At 52.8% G+C, this 24,313-nt stretch carries 18 protein-coding genes and 1 pseudogene; 12 read left to right on the forward strand and 7 right to left on the reverse strand.

Going from position 1 to position 24,313, the window contains the following annotated elements:
- Positions 1 to 31: 31 nt before the first annotated feature.
- Entirely contained in the window at positions 32 to 262 is a 231-nt protein-coding gene (locus IPK30_00465) for a sulfurtransferase TusA family protein (GenBank protein MBK8101810.1), read from the reverse strand.
- Positions 263 to 366: 104 nt separating this feature from the next.
- On the opposite strand from IPK30_00465, the gene IPK30_00470 reads away from it, so the two are divergent.
- The gene (locus IPK30_00470; protein MBK8101811.1) at positions 367 to 1,845 is read left to right on the forward strand and encodes a M48 family metallopeptidase; all 1,479 of its coding nucleotides are present in this window, start codon (positions 367 to 369) and stop codon (positions 1,843 to 1,845) included.
- Here IPK30_00470 and nadA read toward each other — a convergent pair whose 3' ends face one another.
- The 3 genes from nadA to IPK30_00485 form a co-directional block, all read right to left on the reverse strand.
- A complete protein-coding gene (gene nadA, locus IPK30_00475; GenBank protein ID MBK8101812.1) occupies positions 1,846 to 2,937 on the reverse strand; it encodes a quinolinate synthase NadA in 1,092 nt (363 codons plus the stop codon).
- 9 nt (positions 2,938 to 2,946) lie between these two features.
- Complete coding sequence (locus IPK30_00480) at positions 2,947 to 4,074, reverse strand: OpgC domain-containing protein (GenBank protein ID MBK8101813.1); 1,128 nt, start codon at positions 4,072 to 4,074, stop codon at positions 2,947 to 2,949.
- Between the two features lie 75 nt (positions 4,075 to 4,149).
- Positions 4,150 to 7,002 (reverse strand): FG-GAP repeat protein, encoded by a 2,853-nt coding sequence (locus IPK30_00485; protein MBK8101814.1) that lies wholly within the window; start codon positions 7,000 to 7,002, stop codon positions 4,150 to 4,152.
- 180 nt (positions 7,003 to 7,182) lie between these two features.
- On the opposite strand from IPK30_00485, the gene metH reads away from it, so the two are divergent.
- From metH to dxs, 5 genes and pseudogenes are all read left to right on the forward strand, one after another.
- Positions 7,183 to 10,893 carry a methionine synthase gene (gene metH / locus IPK30_00490; GenBank protein MBK8101815.1) on the forward strand — a complete coding sequence of 1,237 codons (3,711 nt, stop codon included), beginning with the start codon at positions 7,183 to 7,185 and terminating at the stop codon, positions 10,891 to 10,893.
- A gap of 8 nt (positions 10,894 to 10,901) precedes the next feature.
- A complete protein-coding gene (locus IPK30_00495; GenBank protein MBK8101816.1) occupies positions 10,902 to 11,120 on the forward strand; it encodes a DUF2970 domain-containing protein in 219 nt (72 codons plus the stop codon).
- Complete coding sequence (locus IPK30_00500) at positions 11,107 to 11,655, forward strand: CinA family protein (protein ID MBK8101817.1); 549 nt, start codon at positions 11,107 to 11,109, stop codon at positions 11,653 to 11,655. Before IPK30_00495 ends, IPK30_00500 begins: the two co-directional genes overlap by 14 nt.
- Positions 11,656 to 11,659: 4 nt before the next feature.
- Entirely contained in the window at positions 11,660 to 12,964 is a 1,305-nt protein-coding gene (locus IPK30_00505; protein ID MBK8101818.1) for a hypothetical protein, read from the forward strand.
- Positions 12,965 to 13,047: 83 nt separating this feature from the next.
- Positions 13,048 to 14,982: pseudogene (dxs, locus tag IPK30_00510) on the forward strand (1-deoxy-D-xylulose-5-phosphate synthase).
- Here the strand turns inward: dxs and IPK30_00515 are convergent.
- From IPK30_00515 to IPK30_00525, 3 genes are read right to left on the reverse strand one after another with little or no spacing between them, the layout of a single operon-like run.
- The gene (locus IPK30_00515) at positions 14,967 to 16,277 is read right to left on the reverse strand and encodes a sulfatase (protein ID MBK8101819.1); all 1,311 of its coding nucleotides are present in this window, start codon (positions 16,275 to 16,277) and stop codon (positions 14,967 to 14,969) included. The pseudogene dxs and the gene IPK30_00515 overlap by 16 nt on opposite strands.
- Positions 16,274 to 17,713 (reverse strand): radical SAM protein, encoded by a 1,440-nt coding sequence (locus tag IPK30_00520; protein ID MBK8101820.1) that lies wholly within the window; start codon positions 17,711 to 17,713, stop codon positions 16,274 to 16,276. The genes IPK30_00515 and IPK30_00520 overlap by 4 nt, the downstream gene beginning before the upstream one ends.
- Positions 17,714 to 18,706 carry an adenosine kinase gene (locus IPK30_00525; protein MBK8101821.1) on the reverse strand — a complete coding sequence of 331 codons (993 nt, stop codon included), beginning with the start codon at positions 18,704 to 18,706 and terminating at the stop codon, positions 17,714 to 17,716.
- 85 nt (positions 18,707 to 18,791) lie between these two features.
- On the opposite strand from IPK30_00525, the gene IPK30_00530 reads away from it, so the two are divergent.
- The 6 genes from IPK30_00530 to IPK30_00555 all read left to right on the forward strand — a co-directional run bounded on the left by IPK30_00530 (position 18,792) and on the right by IPK30_00555 (position 24,303).
- Positions 18,792 to 19,133: a hypothetical protein gene (locus IPK30_00530; protein ID MBK8101822.1), complete on the forward strand. Its 342-nt coding sequence runs from the start codon at positions 18,792 to 18,794 to the stop codon at positions 19,131 to 19,133.
- Positions 19,134 to 19,135: 2 nt separating this feature from the next.
- Positions 19,136 to 21,130 (forward strand): penicillin-binding protein 1B, encoded by a 1,995-nt coding sequence (gene mrcB, locus IPK30_00535; GenBank protein MBK8101823.1) that lies wholly within the window; start codon positions 19,136 to 19,138, stop codon positions 21,128 to 21,130.
- A gap of 3 nt (positions 21,131 to 21,133) precedes the next feature.
- Complete coding sequence (locus IPK30_00540) at positions 21,134 to 21,619, forward strand: tetratricopeptide repeat protein (GenBank protein ID MBK8101824.1); 486 nt, start codon at positions 21,134 to 21,136, stop codon at positions 21,617 to 21,619.
- Positions 21,620 to 21,628: 9 nt separating this feature from the next.
- Complete coding sequence (mtgA, locus tag IPK30_00545) at positions 21,629 to 22,324, forward strand: monofunctional biosynthetic peptidoglycan transglycosylase (GenBank protein MBK8101825.1); 696 nt, start codon at positions 21,629 to 21,631, stop codon at positions 22,322 to 22,324.
- 29 nt (positions 22,325 to 22,353) lie between these two features.
- The gene (locus IPK30_00550) at positions 22,354 to 23,097 is read left to right on the forward strand and encodes an LLM class flavin-dependent oxidoreductase (protein MBK8101826.1); all 744 of its coding nucleotides are present in this window, start codon (positions 22,354 to 22,356) and stop codon (positions 23,095 to 23,097) included.
- A 171-nt stretch (positions 23,098 to 23,268) separates the two neighbouring features.
- A complete protein-coding gene (locus IPK30_00555) occupies positions 23,269 to 24,303 on the forward strand; it encodes a phytanoyl-CoA dioxygenase family protein (protein ID MBK8101827.1) in 1,035 nt (344 codons plus the stop codon).
- Positions 24,304 to 24,313 lie beyond the last annotated feature (10 nt).

Raw genomic sequence — 24,313 nt, forward strand, 5'->3', positions numbered from 1 at the left:
CTCCGTCTACATTGGCAATACGGTGTAAAAATCAGACTCGACGCTGAAGCAAGTAGTAAAACACCGCATCAATTTCAGCAGCTTCGAGCAACACATGACCACTTTGTTCCGCAAAGGCTGCAAAATCACGCCAAGAACCGGCATCGGTTGCAAGCACCAGCAGCGTTTCACCAGCAGCCATGTCGCGCAATGCTTGTCGCGCTTTCAACAGTGGCAACGGGCAGTTCAAACCGCGAGCATCCACCCGCTTATCAATGCGCAGCGCTTGAAACTTTTCCGGCAATTCCAGTGTCATCACTTCACGCCACTCTTCTCAAAGACTTCATCCGTGTAGTATAGCCCACAGCCCTTTTCTGACTGACGACCATGACTGTACCCACATCACACACACGACAAGCACTCACTTCTTTTATTGTCACAGCCATGCTTACTGTGTTCTGCCTCAGCGCAGCGGCGCAAGAGAAAAAAATTCTCTTGCCGGAATTGGGTGACAGCGCAGGCTCACTCACATCAGATGAAGAAACACGCAATCTAGGCCAAGAGTGGCTGCGCCAATTTCGTGCAAAAGCGCCTGAATCTAACGATGCTGTGATGTACGACTACACACAAAAACTCGTATACAAGATGGCAGAAGGCTCTGACTTAGAAGATAAACGCATTACATTAATTGTCGTAAAAAACTCAACGCTGAATGCATTTGCCGTGCCAGGCGGCATCATGGGCATACACGATGGCATGTTTTTACACACCGACGACGAACAACAGCTGGCTGGCGTCATCGCACACGAACTCGGTCACCTTTCGCAAAAACACTGGCAGCGCAGTGTTGAACAACAACAGCAAAACCGTTTACCCACGATGGCTGGCATGCTGGCTGGATTGATATTGCTCGCCACTTCCAATTCTTCTGATGCGGGCATGGCGGCCATCATGTCTACGCAAGCGGCAAACATGCAATCTATGCTGCGCTTCAGCCGAGAGAACGAAGCTGAAGCTGATCGCATCGGCATGCAAACCATGGTTAATGTCAACATGAATCCGCGCGCCATTCCCGCCATGTTTGAAAACATGCAACGCGCCGCACAATACGCCGGCGAGAGACCACCAGAGTTTTTGCTCACCCACCCCGTTACCGAAAAACGAATTGCCGATTCACGCAATCGCGCAGAACAATACCCCACCAAGAAATACGACACGGATCCTGAGTTTGCACTTATTAAAGCGCGCGCGCTGTTAGCGGCAGCAGAAAATCCGTCTGTTGCTATTAAACGCTTTCAAAATGAAATGAACGGAGACCGTTTGCCCTCCAACGCCTGTCAGTACGGCATAGCCTTGGCACAAATTAAATTGCGTCAATTTGATGCCGCCGAGAAAACACTAAAACCTCTCTACACCAAAACGCCAAACAACTTACTTTATGCATTAGCGCAAGCCGACATCCTAAATGGCTTGGGTCAATACGACGACGCACTGACACTGGCAGAACGCTTACTGACCACACACCCGCGCAATTATCCTGTAACGATGGTTGCCAGCAATATTCTCGAAAATATGAAAAACCACAAACGCGCCGCGCGCGAATTAGAAAAACTGCTACCTGACTACGAAGACTTACCCAATGTGTGGTACGAATTGGCGGAGCTACGCGGTTTAGCCGGTGATACTGGTGGCATACACACCGCACGCGCAGAATATTTCATTTTAAACGGCGACTTCGACAAAGCGCGCCAACAACTCACCTATGCCCTCAATTTTTACCGCGACAATCGCTCACAAAGTGGGCGCGTGCAAAAACGCCTGCAGGACATCACCGAAATGGAAAGCAAGAAATTATTGGATGGCTGATTATTTATTCGTCGCCGCGCTGTAGCTTTTTGTGAAATCCAACATACGCTGCAGCGGCATCATGGCGCGCTCGGCCAGCGCCAGATCCACATGAATTTCTTGCCCAGCACTGGGATTGCGTAACACCGCCTCTAGCGCCTGCAAATCATTCATCGCCATCCACGGGCAGTTAGCGCAACTACGGCAAGTTGCACCGCTGCCTGCAGTCGGCGCGATAATCAATTCTTTTTCTGCACCAGCCGCCTGCTGCATTTTGTAAAAAATACCTTGATCGGTCGCTACAATAAATTGTTTGCGCTCCATGGTTCTTACCGCGTTGATCATCTGCGAGGTAGAACCCACTACATCAGCCAACTCAATCACCGAAGCGGGTGATTCGGGGTGCACCAAGATCGCTGCATCGGGGTAAATCGCTTTTAAATCCAACAGACCGCGCGCTTTGAATTCCTCGTGCACAATGCAACTGCCGTTCCACAGCAACATATCAGCGCCAGTTTTTTTCTGCACATAATCACCAAGGTGTTTATCCGGCGCCCAAATAATTTTTTCGCCCTGCGCATCCAAATGCTCGACGATATCCACCGCGCAACTGGAGGTGACCACCCAATCCGCGCGCGCTTTCACGGCAGCAGAAGTATTGGCGTACACCACCACCGTGCGATCGGGATGCTCATCACAAAAAGCCGTAAATGTATCGGCGGGACAGCCCACATCCAGCGAGCAAGTCGCCTCTAAAGTGGGCATCAACACACGCTTATGCGGCGTGAGAATTTTTGCGGTCTCCCCCATGAAACGCACACCGGCCACAATCAAGGTGGTCGCTGGATGATCGCGACCAAAACGAGCCATCTCCAAAGAATCTGCCACGCAACCGCCGCTCTCCTCTGCCAAGGCTTGAACAACCGGTGCGGTGTAATAATGCGCCACCAAGGCTGCATTATTTTCTTTCAGCAAACGCAAAATGGTTTGGCGACTGACATTGATTTGTTCCGGCGACATTTCTGGCGCAAACGGATGCGACAAATACGCACGCACCACTTCGCGCTCTACCGATGCGGCCAAGGCTTGTTCATCGAGATCATTTACAGACATATCGCCACCTCACGCTTTGCTTTCATCTCTGCGATACCACTCCAGCAACTGCGCCACTGCCCATAACAACACAACACCCAACACTGCCGTGATGCATTGCATCCACCAATCATCGCCTTCAATAGCATTTAACGCATCGGCCATGGGAGACAACAACACACTGACGCAAAAAACCGGCAAGGTATGACGCCCCATCATTTGCAAAGCCTGAGAAAACTTTCCATCCAACCATTTACCTTGTGGCAGCAACAACACAGCCACCAAGACCAAGGCTAGAAAGTGCAGTAAGCGTGCACCACCTAAATAGGATTTACTGATGGGATACAGCAACTCGGCTACTGGCAAGGGCATCCATGAATCGTGCCACGCAGGCCAACTCCAAGAAACCGTAACCACTGCACAAATAGCGAGAAAAGCGAGCGCACCCCACAATAAACTCTGCCGAAACCGCACACTACAACGCGCCAACCACTGTGCATTTGCTTCACGATGCGAGCCAACCAAAGCGCCGATAAAAAACAAAAACTGCCAAGTGAACGGATTAAAAAACCACTCTTTGTTGGGACGCGCTTCAAAGTTCCACTCGTTAAATGTTGCCAGTAAATAAAGTGCTCCTGAAGCGAGCAACACCCAACGCGGCCGCCGCAGTAAAAATGGCAATACCACGACCATCATGGCCAATAGCACGATGTACAAAGGCAGCGGATCCATCAACCCTGGGCGAAACCGCAGCAGCGAGCTGGCAACCAATGCCGCTTTGGGATTCTCAAGAAAATAGCTCAAGCCCCTTTCATTGACATAATCGCGCGTCAATACATGGTCGTTGACAAGAAACAGCATCGCCATCAATTGCGTGAGCACAAAAACATGGGCGATATACAGCGTCCAGCTTCTGCTCAAAATGTGCATCGTGGTTGAAACATAGCCTCTGCGCTGCAGGCGCTTGCCGTAAGCAATGGCCGCAGAAACACCCGATAAAAAAACAAATAACTCAGCGGCATCGCTGAAACCCAGATTACGCATTGTGAAATAGCCAAAGAAGCTACCGGTAATGTGATCCCAAAAAATGAAGATCAGCGCCAACCCGCGAAAGAAGTCGATGCGTAAGTCGCGGGTCGAAGGACTGCTGGGCGGCATAGCTAACTACTACTAAAAATCTGGTGCCGCATTATGCCTGTAAACAGGGAGCAGCCCCAGCAGCGCCCCTACCAGTTACAACGCCGTGGCGTTAATGACTTTCACCCCACCCGCATCTTTTTGCACGGAAGATTCCAGCTCCACATCTTGATTGGGAATGCCGATGATGAGATCCGCCTTGCCATCGCTATTGATGTCACCAGTGCTCACGGCTGCGCCAAACAAATCTCCAAACGCATCGCCGTACACGGTTTTGATAGGCGCATAAGTCGCGCCGTTCCACACGGTGACGCTGCCGGTGTCGTTTGTTGCTGCGGGTATGTTGTTGTCTTGCGGCGCGCCGGCAATGATGTCCAGCGTGCTATCACCGTTTACATCACCCAGCGCCACACTGCTGCCCAACCAGGCTTTTTTCACCGCACCGAAAGATTTTGTCGATAACAATTCGCCATCGCTGCCGCTAATCACACTGATACTGCCGGTATCTTTGGTGCGGCTGTCTGCGTCATCGTCCAGCGGTGCGCCGATCACAATATCGGTATAACCATCATGATTGATGTCTGCACTCGCCAGCGCTTTGCCAAACCGCGCTTTTTTGTTGGTGCCGAGTTTTTGCAGCAGCTCAGTGCCGCTGCTGTTGTACGCGCGCACACTGCCCACGCCGCTTTCATCCGGCGCACCGACGATGATGTCGGCCACACCATCGTTATCCACATCCCCTGCTGCTACGGCTGTGCCCGCGTGTGCGTTTGTTGAGAGTCCGTAAAAACGCTTGCGGCTTTGTAAGCTGTTGCCGTCATAAACGGTCACGCTGCCCGCCGCTTTTTGTGGCGCGACAGGGCTTTTATCTTTCGGCGCACCGATCAACACATCCGCATAGCCATCGCCGTTTACATCACCCAGCGCTAACGCCGAACCAAAGCCGGTGTTTTTCATTGCGCCCCAGAAGGTGTGCCTGCGCTCACCTGCACCGCCGTACAACACGGTGACGCTGCCAACGCGCAGCGCCGTGGCGTTGGGAGCACCCACGACCACATCGGCAAAACCGTCTTTATCAATATCCGCGTTGCCAGCCACCGCAAAACCCATCGCATCTTTCGCGGCATTGCCAGTAATCGACGCCATCACGCTACCGTCTTTGCCGGAAATGACTTCAGCTTTGCCTACGCCAACAATCGCTTTCGCTGGCGGCGCTGCTCGCACGCTGTAGCCCGGTGAGCCGATCACATAATCGCCGTAACCGTCGCCATCGAAATCACCGGCAAACGCCACCGCTGCGCCTGTTTTTTCGGCTTTGGCTGTGCCGTCTACATCACTAGGTACAGGCACCGGCGCATCGCAGGCGTCGCCGATGCCGTTGTTATCCCAATCCAATTGGTTGCTGTTAGAAACAGCGGCGCAGTTGTCACTGTTGTTACCCACGCCGTCATTGTCCGCGTCGGCAGATTCGTCAGGATCGTTCGGGAAAGCATCACTGTTATCGCCAATGCCGTCACCATCGGCATCTACCGATTCAGACGCATCAAGAGGGAAGGCATCACTCGCATCAGCCACGCCATCGTTGTCGTCATCTGTATCTTCGATAAGTGGCGAACCGATACGCAAATCATCAATGAACATCTCTGCATAGGAGCCAGTCATTGGCGGTGTGCCAGAATTCACTTTCATTGCAAATGTATTTGTACCCGGCGTTACTGTCACAACACAAAAAGACCACACACCTGAAGCCGTGCATGAGCTGTAAGCAGGAATGCCATTGATTTCTACACCATACACACCAAGGGAAGAAGCTCCACGCTGATACCAAGAAATGGTCGACCCTGTCTGCAAGCTGATAGATAAAGATGCCACATTGGTGCTGTGTGAAGCATCGCGATAGGTGATCAAACGCAGCGAATGTGATGGGCTTACACTGTATTTTGTGGAAACACCCCAACTGGCTCCCGCAGTTTCGTACCATGAATTGAATACCCAACCACCGCCGTCACCACTTTCAAAATCATTGAATACAGGAAGTTTTGTGGTGTCGATGCTATCGGGTTTGCCGTCGCCATCGGTATCAGTAGTTGCTTCGGGATTTATTGGGAAGGCATCACTCGCATCGTCTACGCCGTCATTGTCGTCGTCGTTATCGCAGGCGTTGCCTTCGCTATCGCCATCCGTGTTGAGTTGATCGGAGTTAGCAACCGCAGCGCAGTTGTCAGCGAGGTTGTCGATGCCGTCATTGTCGGTGTCGCCGTTGGGCGTTGAATCGCTGTTATTACCTACGCCGTCACCATCCGTGTCGAGAGATTCAGATGCGTCCAGCGGGAAGGCATCAGAGGCATCCGCTACACCATCGTTGTCGTCGTCGGTATCGCAGGCATTGCCTTCACTATCACCATCGGAGTTCAACTGATCAGGGTTATAAATGGAGGCACAGTTATCCGAAGTATCTGGAACAGAATCCCTGTCGTCATCTAAATCATAGTCGTCGCGTAAAGAATCATTATCTTGATCTGGGAACACCCCCTGATAGGTAACCGTAGTTTTGGTACCGTTGAAAGAGTGTGTCCAGCAGTGTGTTTGCCCTGCAGCGCGGGCGCACACAGGACCGCCGGTAGCGGTTTGGTATTTAACTTGGGTGATGGTTCCACTAACCGATGTATTGGTAGCGCTACTATTGACTGGCGGATTCCCTAGGCCGCAAGCGGTCAAGGCATCATCGCAACCCAATATGCCTGGAAAAGCGCTGCCGCACCTTTGCGTCAAAGTTCGTGTGGCCCAATCCGTACCGTTATAGCACTCTATGGATCGAATACGGATATCGCTACTGGTAGCCGCCAAACACAATGGACTGAGCAGTAAACCAACAAACAACAACCCTAATTGATTGCACAAGCTCCGTTTAATAGGAGCGAAGATACCGTGAAAGAATGTGCAGCTCATGGAACATCCTTATTATTTTTTGCTTATTTTAGAAGCAACCGTAGCACAAGCCAACGCCAACGCCAACGCCAACGCCAACGCCAACGCCAACGCCAAGAAAAACCTATATCAAAAAACTTTGATATAGGTTGGCGGGCTGCTATCATGCCCACTCTCTGTAGCACAGCTAGGAATCCCGCCATGTCCGCACCCAATGCCGCTTCTATTGCCGCTCGCACCGCTCTGCTCCAGCAGGCTTTGCAGCAGCGCATTCTGATTTTGGACGGCGCGATGGGTACGATGGTGCAGACTTACGGGCTGGAAGAAGCGGACTACCGTGGCGAACGCTTCAAAGATGTGCATCACGATGTCAAAGGAAACAATGACTTACTGGTACTCTCCAAACCCGAAGTGATCCGTGAGATTCACCAAGCCTATTTGGATGCGGGTGCCGACATCATCGAAACCAGCACCTTCAACTCCACCCGCGCCTCGATGGCCGACTACCACTTGGAAGATTTGGTGCCGGAGCTGAACCGCGAAGCCGCCCGCCTCGCCCGTGAGCTGTGCGATGCCGCCAGCACGCCCGACAAACCGCGCTTCGTGGCCGGCGTACTCGGACCCACCACCAAGGCCGCCTGCACCATCTGCGATGTGAACGAGCCAGCCAAACGCTCGATCGAGTGGGACGAGCTGGTGCGCGACTACTACGAGGCCTGCCAACATTTGGTGGAAGGCGGCGCGGACATCATCCTGATCGAAACCGTGTTCGACACCCTGAACTGCAAAGCGGCCATCTTCGCCACGCGCCAGTATTTCGACGACAGCGGGCTGGAATTGCCGATCATGATTTCCGGCACCATTCCCGACAAAAGCGGCCGCACGCTGACGGGCCAAACCGTGGAAGCGTTCTGGAACTCCATCGCGCACGCCAAGCCCATTTCCGTCGGCCTGAACTGCGCGCTGGGCGCGGACGAATTGCGCCCGCATGTGGAAGAACTCTCGCGCATCGCGGGCGTTTATGTCAGCGCGCACCCCAACGCCGGTTTGCCGAATGAAATGGGCGGCTTCGATGAAACCCCCGAATCCATGGAAGTGATGATTCGCGATTACGCCGACAGTGGATTTCTCAACATCGTCGGTGGCTGCTGCGGCACCACACCCGCACACATTTCCGCGATTGCCGCTTCAATGAAGGAATGCAAACCGCGTGCGGTTCCGGTGATTCCACCTGCGTTGCGTTTATCCGGTTTGGAAGCGGTCACGCTGGATAACGATTCTTTATTTGCCAATGTGGGCGAACGCTGCAATGTTACCGGCTCCGCCAAATTCAAACGCTTGGTGATGGACGGCGATTACAACGCCGCGCTCGCGGTGGCGGAAGAACAAGTGAGCGACGGTGCGCAAGTAATCGACCTCAATTTTGATGAAGCGATGCTGGATTCGTTTTATGCGATGAAACATTTTTCGCAATTAATCGCTGTTGAACCGAATATCGCCAAAGTGCCGGTGATGTTGGATTCCTCCAAGTGGGATGTGATCGAAACCGGCCTGAAATGCACACAGGGCAAAGCCATCGTCAATTCCATCAGCATGAAAGAAGGCGTGGAAAAATTTGTCGAGCAGGCAAAACTGTGTCAACGCTACGGCGCAGCGATTGTGGTGATGGCATTTGATGAAAAAGGCCAAGGCGACACATTGGAACGCCGCATTGAAATCTGCCAAAAGTCTTACGACATTCTGGTCAATGAGGTGGGCTTTAATCCAAACGATATTATTTTTGATCCAAATATTTTTGCGATTGCGACTGGAATAGAAGAACACAACAACTACGCGGTGGACTTCATCGAAACCACACGCTGGATTAAACAAAACCTGCCTGGCGCGCTAGTGTCTGGTGGTTTATCAAATGTGTCGTTCTCGTTTCGCGGCAACAACACTGTGCGTGAAGCGATTCACTCGGTGTTTTTGTACCACGCGATTAAAGCCGGTTTGGATATGGCCATCGTCAACGCCGGGCAACTCGCGGTGTACGACGATTTACCAGAAGACTTGCGCAACAAAGTCGAAGATGTGGTTTTAAACCGCAACCCCAATGCGACCGAAGCCCTGCTTGCCATTGCTGACGATTACAAAGGCGGCGGCGCGACGAAAAAAGAAGAAGATTTGAGCTGGCGCGAATGGCCGGTCAACAAACGCATTGAACATGCGCTGGTGCTCGGCATCACCAACTGGATTGTGGAAGATGCCGAAGAAGCGCGACTGAACAGCGAAAAACCGCTGGATGTAATCGAAGGCCCACTGATGGACGGCATGAATGTGGTCGGCGATTTGTTCGGCGCTGGAAAAATGTTTTTACCGCAAGTGGTAAAAAGTGCGCGCGTGATGAAACAAGCGGTGGCTCACCTCACGCCCTTTATTGAAGCCGGAAAATCTGCTGCCGCGAAAAAGAGCAATGGCAAGATCGTGATGGCAACCGTAAAAGGCGATGTGCATGACATCGGCAAAAACATCGTCGGCGTGGTACTCGGCTGCAACAACTTTGATGTGGTCGATCTCGGCGTGATGGTACCCTGCGACAAAATCCTGCAAGTTGCCAAAGAAGAAAACGCAGACTTTATCGGCCTCTCCGGTTTGATTACGCCCTCACTGGATGAAATGGTGCATGTCGCGCGCGAAATGCAGCGTTTGGACTACCAAGTGCCACTGTTGATTGGCGGTGCTACCACATCCAAAGCGCACACAGCGGTAAAAATTGAGCCGAGATACACCAACAACCAAGTGGTGTATGTGCCAGATGCCTCGCGCGCTGTAGGTGTTGCCACCACTTTATTGTCAGCCGATTTGCGCGACGACTACGTTAAGAATTTGCAAGAAGAATATGTGCAGGTGCGCGAGCGCACAGCCAAACGCCGCGCGGGTGAAAACCTGGTGTCTTATGCAGACGCGAAAAAAATCGGCTCCAAAATTGACTGGGAGAGTTATGTTCCCGCCGTACCACAACAACCAGGCTTGCATGTGCTGGATGATTACCCGCTAGAAGCACTGGTGCCTTTCATCGACTGGACGCCGTTCTTCATTACTTGGGAGCTAGCCGGTAAGTATCCAAATATTCTGGAAGACAATGTGGTGGGCGAAGCGGCAAGAAACCTGTTTGCCGACGCACAAAAAATGCTGCAAGACATCGTCAGCAATAAACGGCTGAAAGCAAGTGCGGTATTTGGCTTGTGGCCAGCCAATCAAATTGATGACGACAGCATCGAGATTTATACCGATGAAACGCGCAGCACCGTGCAAACCACATTGCATCACTTGCGCCAGCAAAATCACAAAAATGATGAAGCACCGCTGTTGTCATTAGCCGATTATGTGGCGCCAAAAACCAGCGGCTTGAAAGATTACATGGGCGCATTTGCTGTGACTGCTGGCACCGGCACGGATGAGCTTGTCGCGGCCTACCACGCCAAGCACGATGACTACTCCGCCATCATGGTAAAAGCACTGGCCGACCGTTTGGCTGAAGCCTTTGCCGAGCATTTGCATCAGCGCGTGCGCAAAGAATTCTGGGGCTACGCCGCTGAAGAAAATTTCAACAATGAAGAATTGATTCGTGAACGCTATCGCGGTATTCGCCCGGCACCAGGCTACCCCGCTTGCCCCGATCACACCGAAAAACGCAAACTGTTTGCCTTATTGGATGCAGAAAAAAACGCCGGTGTAACGCTCACCGAACACTACGCCATGCTGCCAGCCGCCAGCGTGAGTGGTTGGTATATGGCACACCCGAATGCGCGCTACTTTGCCGTGGGCAAAATCATGAAAGACCAAGTGGAAGCCATTGCCGCACGCAAACAGCAAGATATCGCGCAAGTGGAGTACGATTTGTCGCCGGCACTGAGCTACGAACACTGAGGCAAGCAATGAGCGAACAAGAAAATTCCAACAAACCCAATTTCCGCGCGATTGTGATGAGCACACTCGCAGCGGCCATTGGCATCCAAAGCAACAAAAACCGCGAGCGCGATTTTGTGCACGGCAACATCAAGGTGTACATCGCCGCGGGGCTTATCTTTACCACATTGTTCATTAGCAGCATCGTGTTGCTGGTGAAGTGGGTGATTAACAGTGCAGGCATGTGATTCGGACGCTTTTTTTTCAGAATTACCACTCACACCGGCAGCCACATTGCTGGCAACACTCATTGCACAAGGCAAAACACTGACCTGCGCGGAATCTTGTACTGGCGGCTTGGTGTCGTCCCTGCTAACAGAAATCCCTGGCGCATCGCGCGCCTTTCACGCCGGATTCATCACCTATTCCAATGCCATGAAAACCGCCATGCTCGGCGTGCAAGCGTCCACGCTGGCGCAACACGGCGCAGTGAGTGAGCAAACCGTGCGCGAAATGGCGCTGGGCGCTCTACAGCGCAGCGGTGCGGATTACGCCATCGCTCTCTCTGGCATTGCTGGGCCAGATGGCGGCACTACAGAAAAACCCGTCGGTACCGTGTGGATTGCATGGGGCAACCAACAACAACTGCAAGCACACTGCTTTCAGCTCGGCGAGACGCGCAAACACTGCCAACAGCGCGCGGCAGCCATCGCGCTGGATTTACTTCACCGCACCGTCATCGGTGAAACACAAGACCCGCCGTATTTCCTTCAAGGCCATTAAGCGCATGGCGATAAGCATCCGACAGCAAACTGGGCTAGCTTGGTCACTGGCGCTACTGCCATTCGGCGCAATTGGGATGCTGCATGTCAATGTTCCCTACCATGACCAATGGGACTTACTGCCCCTGCTGGACGCCTATTATCAAAACCGCCTCACACTGACAGACTTTCTCGCGCCACATAACGGGCACATCCTGCTGTTCCCACAACTGTTGATGCTCGGCCTAGCACTGCTCACACAGTGGCACACTGGCGCCGAGGTGCTCGTCAGTCTGTTGCTGACTTGCCTGAATTACGCCCTGCTGTTGCGCCTGCTACTACCAAACCACGCCTCCACATCAGCGCCGTTGTTGCGCATCGGTCTATCTCTGCTGGCATTCTCCTTTGCCCAAGCAGAAAACTGGATTTGGGGATGGCAGCTGCAAGTTCCCTTATGCCTCAGCGCTGTGCTGGCTGGGATACTCGCCTTGCAAGAAATTCGTTCTCCGTTACGAGCAGGACTGACAGCCGTTGCTTGTGGCGTGCTGGCCAGTGGCAGTTTTGCCGCCGGCATGGTGTTCTGGCTCGCGGTGTTGCCATTGGTATACCAGCGTCGCGATGGGCTGTTCTGGCCTTGGCTGCTGCTAACAGCCGTCAATTTTTGGCTATATTTCCGGTGGCTAGGCTCACCGTCTGCACTCGTGCCACACACGGATACCCGCGACATAACATTGATCACCAGCAGCGTAGGCTTGGCTAAAAGTCTTTTGGTTGGCCTCGGCGGTTTGATTGGGCGACTACATCCAGTGGCAGCTGGTATGGCTGGGTTGCTCGGATTGGGCTTGCTGGTGGCTGTCCTGCGAAAAAAACCTCGCCACCTTAAGCATGCATCGTGGTACAGCATGGTGCTATTCAGCGTAGGCACAGCAGGGTTACTGGCTCTCTCGCGCGGCGGCATGGGTTTGGAGCAGTTGTTGGCCAGCCGCTACACCACGCTGATGTTGCCCTTTTGGTCGGTAATACTGATGCTGCTGCGCGATGGCGTACATTCTCGACGGATTGCCCTCGTCTTACTCGTTGTTGGATTAATCACCAGCGTTTACAGCACGAAAGATTTGCAACGCATGCACCGACGCTTAGACAAAGGGCTGACGGCCTTCACCGAACCCAATACCCCAGAGGCAGAGAAGGCGTTGCGCATCATCAATCCTCGGCCAGATCCGGCTTTAGCACGCGCGGAACGAGCACTTCTGCAGAAATACGCGCTCGGTCCATACGCGCACAACAACCGCAGCCTCAGCAACGAACAACAACCTTCTTCTGCGCAATAAAATTCATCATTGGATTTAATTCGTCGTATTTTGTGCGTTTACAATAGCCACTCTCATTTTGCTGCTCGGCTTTGCATCACCCCATGACTCCTCCGACCGCACCCACCCTGTTTCATGAAATCCCGCAACAGCGCCCGCACACGCCGCTGCTGGATCGCATCGATACGCCGGCACAACTGCGCGAGTTGGATGAATCACAACTGCAAGAACTCGCCAATCAATTACGCGAATATTTGCTGTACAGCGTAGGGCAAAGCGGCGGGCATTTTGGCGCCGGCTTGGGTGTGGTCGAACTCACAGTCGCATTGCACTTTGTTTACAACACACCGGAAGATCGTTTGGTGTGGGATGTCGGTCACCAAACTTATCCGCACAAAATTCTCACCGGTCGCCGCGAACAACTACCAACAATTCGCCAGCAAAACAGCTTGTCGGGGTTTCCAAAACGCAGTGAAAGCGAGTACGACACCTTTGGCGTCGGTCACTCCAGCACTTCCATTTCTGCTGCACTGGGCATGGCACTCGCCGCTAAAGCACAAAACTTATCGCGCAAAACCGTGGCTGTGATTGGTGATGGCGCAATGACAGCGGGCATGGCATTTGAAGCGCTGAATCACGCCGGCCACACAGGTGCCAATATGTTGGTGGTGTTGAACGACAACAATATGTCGATCTCACACAATGTCGGCGGCCTCGCCACTTACTTTGCCAAAATTTGGGCGAGTAAGTTGTACACCTCCGTGCGCAGCGGTGGCAAAAAAGTGCTGTCAAAAATTCCACCGGCGTTTCAATTGGCGCGTCGCACCGAAGAGCACATGAAAGGCATGGTCGCGCCCGGCACTTTATTTGAAGAATTGGGCTTTAACTACATCGGCCCTATCGATGGCCACAATTTAAGCGACCTCGTGCGCACACTGGACAATTTGCGCGAGTTGGAAGGCCCGCAGTTGCTGCACATCATCACTACCAAAGGCAAAGGTTTTGCACCAGCAGAAGCCGATCCGATCACTTATCACGCTTTATCCAAAATTGAAGCCGCACCGAAAAAAGTGCAGTTGGTGGATGAAAAACCGAAAGGCAAAAAATATCAGGATATTTTTGGCGACTGGCTGTGTGACATGGCTACGGTTGATAAAAAACTGATCGGGATTACACCGGCCATGAGTGAAGGCTCAGGCATGGTGGCTTTCAGCGAACGCTTTCCTGAACAATTTCACGATGTGGCGATTGCCGAGCAACATGCCGTCACACTCGCGGCAGGTTTGGCCTGCGATGGCATGAAACCGGTTGTCGCGATTTACTCCACTTTTTTGCAACGCGCTTACGATCAATTGATACACGATGTCGCGCTGCAAGAACTGGACATGTTGTTTGCGATTGATCGCGCAGGGCTCGTCGGTTAAGACGGCGCTACGCACGCCGGCAGTTTTGATCTCAGTTTTTTGCGCTGTATTCCGAACATCGTAGTGATGGCGCCGTCTGATGAAAACGAGTGCCGGCAAATGCTATACACCGGCTATCAATACCGCGGCACGGCAGCGGTGCGTTATCCGCGCGGCACCGGCCCCAACGCCGTGGTAGCGCGTGAAATGACGGCATTGCCCATCGGCAAAGGTGTTGTGAAACGCGAAGGACAGCGCGTTGCCATACTCAGTTTTGGCGCTTTGTTACAACGCGCGTTGTGTGCAGCAGAAACATTGAATGCCACCGTTGTTGATATGCGTTTTGTGAAGCCGTTGGATGAAGCGCTGATTCTGCAGATGGCAGCACAACACACACTGCTGGTGACGCTAGAAGAAAATACACTGATGGGTGGTGCCGGCGCTGCCGTCAACGAATTTTTAGCCGCACAAGGCATGGTGATGCCCGTGTTAAACCTCGGCTTGCCCGATGCATTTCTCCATCACGGCAAGCACAGCGACTTACTGGATGATTGCGGGCTTTCTGCTGCAGCAATCACCCAAACTATCGAACAGCGCCTAGAAAAAATTCAGCACAGCCATCAGCGCGCGGTTTGAAGATACACCACATCCTGCGTGTCTCTTGCCTGTTGCAACAACAGTTGGCGCATAGCATTTTTAGTTTCTGCATACGCAGAACTTTCCGCTAGATTATGCCTATTTAACGCATCGCTACGCACATCGTACAACTCCTCCACAGGCGAACGCCGATCAAAACACTGCGCCTGTTCTGAGTTGAGCTTGCTCGCTTGAAAAGCCTGTATCAACGCCTTACCCATGGGCTGCGCTTCCAACAAGCAGCGGTATTTGCTCTCTGCAAAGTTATGAATATATAAAAAATCTTTATTGCGCACCGCGCGGCGATTTAACACGAAGCCGTGATCAAACTGCTCAGAAAAAACTTCTGAGCGGAAATTTTCGGTGGTATTTTTAAACAAAGAAACGAACGACTTCCCTTGCATTGATTCAGCAGAAGCTACGCCAGCGAGCTCCAACACCGTTGGCATAATATCTATTGAACTCACCAAGGCATTACTTTGTGACTGCGCAGCAATACGCGCACCTGCCATGATCAAGGGCGTTTTAATGCCCGCGTCATACAGCGTGGTTTTTGCGCGTGGCATGGGCGCGCCGTTATCTGATAGAAAAATAATATAGGTGTTATCCAACAAATTTTGCGCACGCAGCTCATCCACTACTTTTCCTACATAACTGTCGAGGCGCGTAATTTCTGTGTAGTACTGCGCAATGGTGTAGCGTGCATCTGGCCCGTCTAAATATGCCGGCAAAATCACGGCATCTTGGGGCTGATACGGGCCATCTGGCTGCAGTGGCGCATACGGCACATGCGGGTCGCGGCTGGCAAACCAAAAGAAAAACGGTTTATCTTTTGGGCGATTGCGCAGTGCATCGACCCAGCCTTCCGCACCGCTCTCCCCTGGCGGGTCTTTCACCACATCCCACTGCGGCACCACCAAACCGCCGTTATGCCACTTGCCAATAGACGCCGTGTAATAACCGGCATTGCGCAAATACGCCGCCACGGTTTTCTGCTCCGCAGGCAATACATCATTTAGTTTGGGTGAGCCGGTGTTGTGCGGATAACGCCCCGTCAAAATACTGGCGCGGCTGGCTGTGCAAGAAGAAGTCGACAAAAAGGCATTATTAAATTGCATGCCCTGCTTGGCCAGCTGGTCAATATTGGGCGACTTGATCACCGAGTGACCGAAAACCCCTAAGTCATTGGCACCCAAATCATCGGCAATAATCACTACGAAATTGGGTGGCAAGGGCGCAGCTTGTACAACATTGCATAACAAACAGACCAACAGCCAGCCCAGTATTTTTTTCACAGCTTTATTTCTCTGCGCTGATGCACCGCCAAAATATTCGCAGAGGATGGCACAGCGCGCACTGCATCTCGTGCTTCTGGCATAAACACCTGTTGAAAAACTTTTTCAAACCACTCTGCGTACATAGTGAAGTGGCTGTGAAAGGAATGCTGTTTGGGATACGCACTTTTCTTCATGCAAGCGCCACACATAGCGGTGAGGTATTCGCCGTTTGCCGCGTGCTGTCTGATGGTTTGATAAGCTGCGTTATTCCAAATTTCACTGCCGGATGCTTCTTGCAAATGACCTATCCAGTGTTTCGTTTCCGTAAAACAACAGGTTTTTACCCTGCCATCAAACGAGGCGTGAAAGGTTTTGAATGGCTCAAAACAGGGAGTGCCTTTGTGCGCAAAAAAATTGTCGTCCGCAACAGACAGTGCACGCCGCTCACGCATTTTTCTTTCATCACTCGCCGCCACCTTTTTCTCTTCACGCTTTTCAGAAGAATTCGCCACGGCTTTAATCTGTGAGACAGGCAGTTTCTCATCCAGAATGCGTTGAAATAACGCTTCTCGCTCTACATCCGGCATGGCGTTAAATGTGCGCTCATAATTCAGCGCGTGTTTCTGCGTAGCTTCATAAGGCGCGCTTGCCAAACGCACGCCCAAAGTGTCTGCCAGCGCCTTTGCCTCTTGCACAAGATGCGCTTCTCGCTCTGGATGCATGTGTGATTCGTGATGTTTCAACTCGGCAATTTTTCCTGCGTACAAGCGCAGCGGTTTGACATGAATAACATTGGCACCTGCATCGGCCATCAATTGCACAAATGCAGGCAGCTTTTCAATATGGTGTTGAAAAGCCAAGCTGTTAATTTCGATGCGCGGATACTGACTGCCCGCTGCTTGTTTGGCTTTTGCCAAGCGACGAATACCGCCTAGCACACGATCAAAATCACCGCCGATATAGATGTTTTCATATTCTTCTGCAGTCACACCGGAAAAACTGATTGAGATGCGATGCACATGACCCTGCACCAAGTGCTGACACAACTCGTCATCCAAGTGCATGCCATTAGTAAAAAAGTCGATCAGTGCTTCGTAGCGCGACAAGTACTGCAGCAGCTCTTTATATTGCGGGTGTATGGTAGGCTCACCGTAACCACTGGCGTGAATGATCAACGCATGCTTCAAAATTTCTTCTAACGGCTCAGTGGCTGTTTCATAAGCAATCACACCGCGATCTTCGCGTTTGAGCGCAAAAAAGCGATCAACATTCAAAGCAGAGAATGTTGGGCACATCGCGCACTGCAAATCACAGATATTGCTTACTTCCAGAAACACTTCCAACGGCCAACGCGGAAACTCCTGCCCTTCAGAGAATCGCAAAAACGACTCAATTGCCTCACGCTTCTGCGTCGTGAATTGCGCCTTTGCTTGAATTGGCAGTCCGTTCGACATTCAGCCCAATACTTCCTGGAAAATTTGCGCGTGTTTTTCTGCAACTAGGCGCGGCCCATAATGGCTCACCACTTCTGCCGCTGCACGGCTGGCTAAATTACCCGCTTCTACCCATGAATAACCGTGCGTGATGGCGTACAAAAATGCACCGGCAAACATATCGCCCGCGCCGTTGCTGTCGATGGCTTTTACCGCGTGCGACGCGATGGTGTGCAGCTGCTCACCATCAAAAATCAAAGCACCGCGTGAGCCGCACGTGATAGCAAAAGTTTTTGCATATTTTTTAAGTGCTTCTGCGGCGGATTGCATATCGCTGCAAGCAGTGAAGCCGCACGCTTCATCTTCATTGCAAAACAATAAATCCACACCACCACCAATCATTTCGCGCAAGCCATCGCCAAAAAACTCCACCATCCCTGGATCCGACAAAGACAGCGCTGTTTTTACACCGTGCTGTTCAGCCGTCTCGCGCAGTTGAATCGCTGCGGCGCGACCGGTGGGCGATGTCACTAAATAACCTTCAATGTACGCATACTGCGTTTGTGCAATCGCCGCTGCATTCAATGTTTGGCTGCATAGCGTTTCACTGATACCCAAATGTGTCAGCATCGTGCGCTCGGCGTCCGGCGTAATCAGCACCAAACATTTACCGGTTTCACCCGCTGCAGACGGCTCTATGCCGTTGCAGGCCACGCCAGCCACTTGCATATCGTGATGATAAAAATTGCCGTTGTCGTCATTGGCGACTTTGCAGGAATAAAAAGTTTTCGCGCCAAAATAACTGGCGGCGATTACCGAGTTGGCTGCACTGCCACCGCTGCGTTTGTTGTGAATCGTGTGATCGGCGAGATACGCCATGATGGCTTGCTGTTTTTCTGCATCCACCAAGGTCATGTGCCCTTTGGTGATGTCCAGTTGCGCCAAATCCTGATCCGACACATCGATCTCTGTATCGACCAGTGCCGCGCCTATGCCATAAATGTGATAACGCATTGTTTTTTATTCACTTAATTAAACGAGCTGGCATTATCCACCACAAAAGCCTTGCCTGTAATGCCCGCCTGCGTACACTGACGCGATGCCAAATCACCGCCCCTCTCCCCGCCGCACCCGTCGCAAACACCCTGCCCGCAACAGTCGTCGCTGGTGGGTGTCGCTGCTGATTTTTACTGCCAAATGTGCCGCCGTGGTGATTCCCTTTGTGTTGCTTGCCAGCGTGTATGTGGATTCACTGGTGCGCAACAAATTTGAAGGGCGCAAATGGACGATCCCCGCCAAGGTATACGCCAAGCCCTTAGAGCTGTATCCCGGGCAGCCATTCTCTGCCAAGGGCATGACCGATGCCTTAACGCTGCTGGGCTATCAAGCCTCTAGCGCAGCGGGCTTCCCGGTCAGTACCGCCAGACAGGTGACAGCGTAGAAATGCATACCCGCGGCTTCGCGTTTGCGGATAAACCGGAGCCTTCGCGCCATGTTCGACTGGATTTCAACAGCAGCGGCATCACGCAGATTTACGATAAAAGCGGCAAAACACTGCCGCTTTTGCGCCTCGAACCTTTGATGATCGGCAGCTTGTATTCCGGCAAGCATGACGATCGACTGCTAGTGAAATTGGAAGATGTGCCGCCGGTGATGCTGGCGGGTTTGGTTGCTACTGAAGACCGCTACTTCATGGACCATCATGGCATCTCCCTACGCGGCATTCTGCGTGCGCTGTGGATCAATATTTCTGCCGGTGGTTTGGTGCAAGGCGGCAGCACCATCACACAGCAGTTGGTGAAAAACTTTTACCTCAATTCTGAGCGCACGCTGTCGCGCAAAATCTTAGAAGTGTGGATGTCGGTGTTGCTGGAAGTGCACTACAGCAAACGCGAAATCTTGGAAACTTACATCAACGAAGTGTATTTCGGGCAGGAAGGCGGGCGTTCCATTAATGGCTTCGGCTTGGCCAGCCAACAGTTCTTCCGCCAGCCATTGAACGAGCTAAAACTGCACCAGATGGCACTGTTGATTGGCATGGTGAAAGGCCCCTCCTATTACAACCCATGGCGCAATCCGGAACGCGCCACCGAGCGCCGCCGCGTGGTATTGGGCACGATGCTGGACCAAGGCGTTATCAGCCAAGCGGAGTACGACTGGGCAGACAAGCAGGCATTAGGTGTAGGTAGCGGTGGACAGGCACGCATTGGCGTTTATCCAGCATTTTTAGAATTGGTGCGCCGCCAACTGAACACAGAATACAAAGACGAAGACTTGCTGACCGAAGGCTTGAAGATTTTCACCACCATCGACCCACAGGTGCAGTGGCTAGCCGAACAAGCGCTGCAAAACGGCATCAACAAACTGGAAAATACGCACAAGTCGCTGACGGCGGCCAAGGGCCAGCTACAAGGTGCTGTGGTTGTTACCAATCCCACCAATGGCGAAGTTGTTGCCTTGGTTGGCGATCGCACTCCTAAATTTTCCGGCTTTAATCGTGCGATTGATGCCAACCGTCCCGTGGGCTCACTGCTGAAGCCGTTCATCTTTTTATCCGCGCTGGAAAGTGGCAAGTTTTCGCTCGCCACGCAGGTAGATGACTCACCGCTGAGCTGGCGCAATGCCAACGGCTCGTGGTGGCGACCGCAAAACTACGATGGCAAATCGCACGGCAATGTCTCACTGCTAGAAACGCTGGCACACTCTTACAACTTGGCCACGGCACGCGTGGGCTTGCAGGTGGGCGTGAAACCGCTGGTCCAGGTGATTCGACGCGCCGGTGTGCAATCGGAACTGGATCCCGTGCCTTCCCTCCTGCTCGGTGCAGGTGGCATGTCGCCGTTGGAAGTGGCGCGCCTGTATCAAATGCTCGCCTCGGGCGGTTTCACCCTGCCTATCCGCACCATCCGCGATGTGTACACCGCCGAAGGTAAGCCCATCAAACGCTACGGTTTAGAAATGGAACAAACCGTTGATGCGGCTTACACACAAGAAATTACTTGGGCAATGCAAGCCGTGCTGCGCGAAGGTACCGCGCGAGCAGCTTATGACCGCCTGCCCTTCGGCCTGCGCTTGGCCGGTAAGACCGGCACCACCGACAGCCAGCGCGACAGCTGGTTTGCCGGCTTCTCCGGCAACTACAACACCGTGGTGTGGGTGGGTCGAGATGATAACCAGAAGATGCCACTCACCGGTGCCACAGGCGCGCTGCCCATTTGGATCAGCTTGATGGCCTCTCTGCCCAACCAAACACTGCCGGAACCCTCGCACGCCAATATTGAATGGCAGTGGATAGATGAAGCCAGCGGCAATCGCACCGATGAAGGCTGTAGTGGCGCCAGTCGTATGCCCATTGATCGCCGTTCCCCACAACCTGCTTATGTTTCCTGTCGCGGCCGCTCGCCGGTAAACTTGCTGGATCAGTTTCTCGGACACTAAATCATGAACCCACCATTACAACGCTCACTGAAGCTGTGCTGCTTGGCTGTTGGCAGCGTTTTGCTCAGCGCCTGTGCTATCGAACCGAGCTCCTCCTCTAAACCTGCACCTATCGAAGAAATCGGCAGCTCCGCGCAGCACGCGCACCACACGGCGCCAACCGCCGCCGGCACCAACAGCCCCGTATCTGCTGCAGCTGAGCCACAGCCCGAGGCGGCGCCGCGCCCGATTCAAAATCCTGCTGCAGCCAACTTGTTGGAAGACGCGGCGCAAGCACGCGCACAGGGTGACTACACCCGCGCGCAAACACTGGCCGAACGCGCGCAAACACTGGCACCGCAAGAAGCACGGGCTTACCTAGAATTGTCGCGTATCTACGAACAGCGCGGCGACACAACACGCGCGCGACAAATGGCGATACGCGGATTATCCGTGGTGCGCGATGACCCTAGCACCGAGCGCAATTTGCAACAGCTGAGCGCACAGTAAACGCAGCCTATGAAACGCCTACTGCGAATTGCCGCATTTTGTGCGTTAGGCTTTTTTCTTAGCACCGTTGCCCTGACGCTGCTGCTGCGTTTTTTTCCACCGCTCACTTCCGGCTTGATGATGGAGCGTCGCATCGAGTCATGGTTTTCTGATGAACCGTATCAACGCCACTACCAATGGACGGCTATCGAAAAAATCAACCCAGCACTGGGCGTTGCGGTAGTAGCGGCAGAAGATCAGTTGTTCGCCGAACACGCTGGCTTTGACTGGAAAGCCATCGAGAAAGCCGCTATCTATAATCAAAAACACAAAAAAACGCGCGGCGCCTCCACCATCTCGCAACAAACCGCCAAAAATCTTTTTTTGTGGAGTGGACGCAACTGGTTTCGCAAAGGCATGGAAGTGTATTTCACTGTGTTGATCGAAACACTGTGGCCCAAGGAGCGTATTCTTGAGGTTTATGTAAACATTGTGGAGCTTGGCGATGGCGTTTACGGTGCTGAAGCCGCCGCACAATATTTTTTCAAAAAAAATGCCGCGCAGTTAACCTCCTCCGAAGCCGCGCTACTCGCTGCGGTATTGCCCAATCCGCGCGTGTATCAAGCCAATAAACCCAGCAGCTATATCCGCGGCCGACAGCGCTGGATACTGCGTAACATGCAGCGCTTGGGCGGTAAAAGTTACATCGAAGATTTACCCGAATAATTATTCAGTTACACGCTGTGGAGCCTTTCATGAAAATCAGCATCTGTTTGCCCTACATGAAAAAAACGATCACACGGCGCACGATTCTTGATTGGTGCGCACGCATCGAACAAGGACCTTTTCACAGTTTGTCTTGCGGTGAACGCATTACCGGTTACACCTTGGAGATGCGCAACACACTCGCGTTTGCTGCTGCTGTCACCGAACGCGTGCGCATCGTGCCTTCGTTGTATGTGCTGCCCATGCACTCCGCCGTATGGGCCGCGAAAGAGATTGCCACCTTGGATTTACTTTCCAATGGTCGCGTCACCGTGACGGTGGGCGTGGGTGGACGCGAAGTGGATTACCGCGCCGTGGGTGCCGATTTTTCACAGCGCCACGCCAGACAAGATCAACACATTCTCACCATGAAAAATATCTGGGCGGGGCTACCGCCTTTTGATGGTGCCGACCCCGTTGGCCCCACACCTGTGCAAGCGGGCGGCCCACCGATTTTGGCGGGAGTCATGGGGCCCAAAGCCATGGCACGCGCAGCGCACTGGGCAGACGGTGTGTATTCGTTCTCTATGTCGGGCTCCGCCGCAGAAACCGCAGGTTTTTTCAAAATGGCTGAACAAGCTTGGCAAGCTGCCGAACGCAGCACCGCCCCACAAAAAGTAGGCGGTTTTTGGTACTGCTTGGCCGACAACGCCGAAGAAAAAATGAAAGACTATGTTTACGATTATCTAAAATTCTCGGCGATAAAATTGCACGCCCTGTGGCTAACAGTATGAAAAATTTTGATAAACACGCCATTAAAGACACACTGGCAGAAATGGCCGCTACCGGTTGCGAAGAAGTGTTTCTGTGTTCCGCCACCGATGAACTGAGCGAGCTGGATCGTCTGCTGGATATTCTCTAGTATCAACAGGCCACCCATTTCGCATAGCTAGGGATTAAGCACCATGACAAGCGTGCAAGCACAAGCGACTCAACTTACCGAAAGCGGACAGTGGCAAGAAGCCATTGCGCTGCTATCGGAGCAAAATCGTTTGCACGCCGATGTTGCGCTGGAAAAACAATTGATCGATTGGCGCGTACAAGGTTTTCAGCACACGGTACACCCAGCACCCAACACAGTTTGGCCGCCAGTTTTTCCATCTGGCTGCGGCAACACTTTTTCGCTGGTCAATGGCATTCCAGAAATTACTGTCACACAACTGAATGCCAACACACTGGGCGCCGCTGTACAGCAACACGGCTCGCTGCTAGTGCGCAACCTCGTGCCAAAAAACATGTTGGACACTTTGCGCGACAACATTGAGTGTGCAGTCAACGCGCGCAATCAGCGCGCCGCCGGTGAAATGATTGATAGCAACAACCCGCACTACTCGCCGTCACAGTATTTGAACACACACCACAAACTCGGTGTGGGTAGAAAGTTTATTGCCGAAACGGGCGGCGTATGGGCAGCCGATTCCCCGCGCGGTTTGTTTTCCGTGATGGAGCTGTATCGTCAACTGCAACTCAAAAAATTATTGGCAGATTATTTTGGTGAAACACCCTGTGTCTCCGTCAAAAAATGGGTGCTGCGCCGCGTCGATCCCATCGCCGGCGAAGCCGACTGGCATCAAGACGGCGCATTCATGGGCAGAGAAGTGCGCAGCATGAATTTGTGGATTGCCTTAAGCGATTGCGGCGGCGATTCCGTCAACCCCGGCATTGATGTGGTGCCACACCGCTTCGAAGACATCGTGCAAACCGGCACCGACGGCGCGCGTTTTGATTGGACCGTCGGCCCCGCTTATGTAGAAAAAAACTTCAGCAACACCCCGTGGCAGCGCCCCGCTTTCAAAGCCGGTGACGCACTGTTTTTTGATCACATGAATTTGCATCGCACCGCGTGGTCGCCCGCCATCACCGGCAGGCGCTACGCGATTGAGTGTTGGTTTTTTGCGGCGAGCGCCAGCGCACAAAACCAAATTCCGATGTTGTTATGAGAACGCATCG

Source organism: Cellvibrionales bacterium (assembly GCA_016713115.1).
Taxonomy (GTDB): Bacteria; Pseudomonadota; Gammaproteobacteria; order Pseudomonadales; family UBA7239; genus UBA7239.